This is a genomic window from Reella acinonychis, assembly GCF_052384575.1.
In the GTDB taxonomy this organism is placed as follows: domain Bacteria; phylum Pseudomonadota; class Gammaproteobacteria; order Enterobacterales; family Pasteurellaceae; genus JBQSUQ01.
In genome coordinates this window covers 1-2492 of the sequence record NZ_JBQSUQ010000009.1, presented here as the reverse complement: position 1 = coordinate 2492, position 2492 = coordinate 1, and the positions used below count along the sequence as shown (strand labels likewise).

Genomic DNA, 2492 nt, shown 5'->3' with positions numbered 1-2492 from the left:
GGACGCCACGCTGGCGTCCGCTTTACATTACACTTTCTTCTTCATCAATCCACTTGGTTTACGCCATACTCTGCCGTGTTTTGCAATGAGTTTATCGGCTTCGGATGGACCCCAAGTGCCAGCTTCGTATTCGTACACCCTGCCATTTTCGGCTTTGTAGTCCAAAATCGGTTGCACGAATTTCCAGCAGGCGTGAACGGCATCGGTGCGGGCAAACAGGGTGGCATCGCCTTTGATCGCATCTAACAGCAAGCGTTCGTAAGCGGTTAGCAGGCTTGGCGAAGCTAGATCAGCATAGCGGAAATCCATTGAGACTTCTTTAGATTCAAATCCAGCCCCTGGTTTTTTCAAGCCAAAACGCATTGAAATGCCTTCGTCTGGTTGAATACGGATAACCAATTTGTTGTCAGGGGCATTTTGGCTAAATACAGGATGTGGCGTAGTTTTAAAGTGAATCACCACTTCGGTTACACGAGTTGCCAATCGTTTGCCTGTGCGAACATAAAAAGGCACGCCAGCCCAACGCCAGTTCTCGATTTCACAACGCACCGCCATAAAGGTTTCGGTGTTTGATTCCGCAGGCACGCCTTTTTCTTGTAAGTAGCCTTTCACGCTTTCACCATTGATTGTGCCAGTGGCGTATTGCCCTAGCACCAAGTTGTTTTTGATGTCCTCATTAGAAAGCGGACGCAAGCAATGCAACACTTTTGCCACTTCAGAACGCATTGAATCCGCATCAATCATCGCAGGTGGCTCCATTGCGACCATTGCGAGCACTTGCAATAAGTGGTTTTGGAACATATCACGCATTGCCCCTGAACCATCGTAATAACCGCCACGTTCTTCCACGCCAATGGATTCTGCCCCTGTGATTTCCACATAATCAATAAAATTGCGGTTCCAAAGCGGTTCAAACAAGCCGTTAGAAAAACGTAGTACAAGCAAGTTTTGCACCGTTTCTTTGCCTAAATAGTGGTCGATACGGTAGATTTGATGCTCTTCAAAATAGCGGTGCATTTGTAAATCTAGCTCTTTGGCGGTTCGCATATCGTAGCCGAACGGTTTTTCCACAATGATGCGTTTCCAACCAAATTCTTCGGTATTTAGTCCGTGTGCTGCAAGGCATTCAGGAATCACAGAATAGAGGCTTGGTGGGGTAGAAAGGTAGTAAAGGGTATTGCCACCCGTGTGATATTTATCGTGCAACTCATCTAAACGGGGAACGAGTTTGCCGTAATCGAGAACTTCTGATGTATTTAGCGATTGGTATTCTAAATGGGAAAGAAACTTGTTCAGTGTTTCACCATTTGCATCCTCATGCGCAATTAATGCTTCTCTGATCTTAAGACGAAATTCTTCATCATTCATCGCTGTACGGGCGACACCTAGAACCGCGAAATTCTCTGATAAACGCCCGATTTTATATAAGTTATAAAGTGCGGGGATTAGCTTACGATGGGTAAGATCTCCTGAGGCACCAAAAATAACGATACAACAATTTTCTATATTCATATTTAGTTCCGTAAATAATGTTAACCCTTTGGTTATTTGAGCTGTTCAAAGTGAAAAATATGTTGCCAATTTAATGTCATGTCAGCACACATAACAAAATCTGGATTCACAAAAGTATCTCTTTGATTATAAGTAAGAGATGCAAAATGAGGATCAAAAATAACACCATTCACTTCTTGTAATAGGATTTCTGCAGCTGCGGTATCCCATTCGCCCGTTCGACCTAAACGCACATAACAATCCGCGGTCCCATCCGCCACAAGTGCGCTTTTAAGCCCACTAGAGCCATAAATCAAAAATTCATGAGCAAAATTCTTCGGTAAAATTGACCGCACTTTTTCCTTTTTATTTGCTGAACCCAGTACAATTTTCAACGGTTCGGTCAAATCAATTTTTCGTTTTGGTAAAGAGGTAATTTGTTGACCTTGTTTACGATAAGCACCAAAGCCAGCCATTGCATAATAGGTTGATTGTAAAATAGGTGCATGAATGACACCTAAAATTGGACGGTTTTTATGTACTAATGAAATGAGAATTGCGAATTGATCTGTTCTATCAATGAAATTTTGCGTACCATCCAAGGGATCTATCAACCAGTAAGTATCCCAATTCATTCGCTGTTCAAGAGGAATATTACAATTTTCTTCTGATAAGATGGGAATTGTTGGGGTTAATTCAGACAATCGTTGCATTAAAAACTGACTAAGAAATAAATCGGCTTCAGTCACTGGTGTGTTATCCGATTTATTATAAACTTTCACTGATTTTAGATAAAAGTCAGCTAATATCTCACCAGCTTCAGCAGTTATTGCAAGTACAGCATTAAGAAATTGCTCTGTCAAATACATGAAAATAACCCGAGATCAGAAAAGAATAACAATAGTTTAACAAATTTGTTCTTTAATCACGAGGTATTATAACTAAATAATCAAATTCAAAAGGAATGACCACTAAAACTTCACATTTTCCCACCGCACTTT

The 2492-nt window shown here is 41.4% G+C and carries 2 protein-coding genes; both read right to left on the bottom strand.

Annotated elements, in window-relative coordinates:
• Positions 1–27 precede the first annotated feature (27 nt).
• The gene (zwf, locus tag ACT2CV_RS05155; RefSeq protein ID WP_464973235.1) at positions 28–1512 is read right to left on the bottom strand and encodes a glucose-6-phosphate dehydrogenase; all 1485 of its coding nucleotides are present in this window, start codon (positions 1510–1512) and stop codon (positions 28–30) included.
• Positions 1513–1544: 32 nt separating this feature from the next.
• On the bottom strand, positions 1545–2360 hold the full coding sequence (gene cysQ, locus ACT2CV_RS05150; protein WP_464973236.1) for a 3'(2'),5'-bisphosphate nucleotidase CysQ: 816 nt from the start codon (positions 2358–2360) through the stop codon (positions 1545–1547).
• Between the last annotated feature and the right edge of the window lie 132 nt (positions 2361–2492).

What these genes read in the sequence shown, in the direction of transcription:
- cysQ (WP_464973236.1), bottom strand. Translation starts at nt 2,360, where the DNA reads ATGTATTTGACAGAGCAATTTCTTAATGCTGTACTTGCAATAACTGCT.
- zwf (WP_464973235.1), bottom strand. Translation starts at nt 1,512, where the DNA reads ATGAATATAGAAAATTGTTGTATCGTTATTTTTGGTGCCTCAGGAGAT.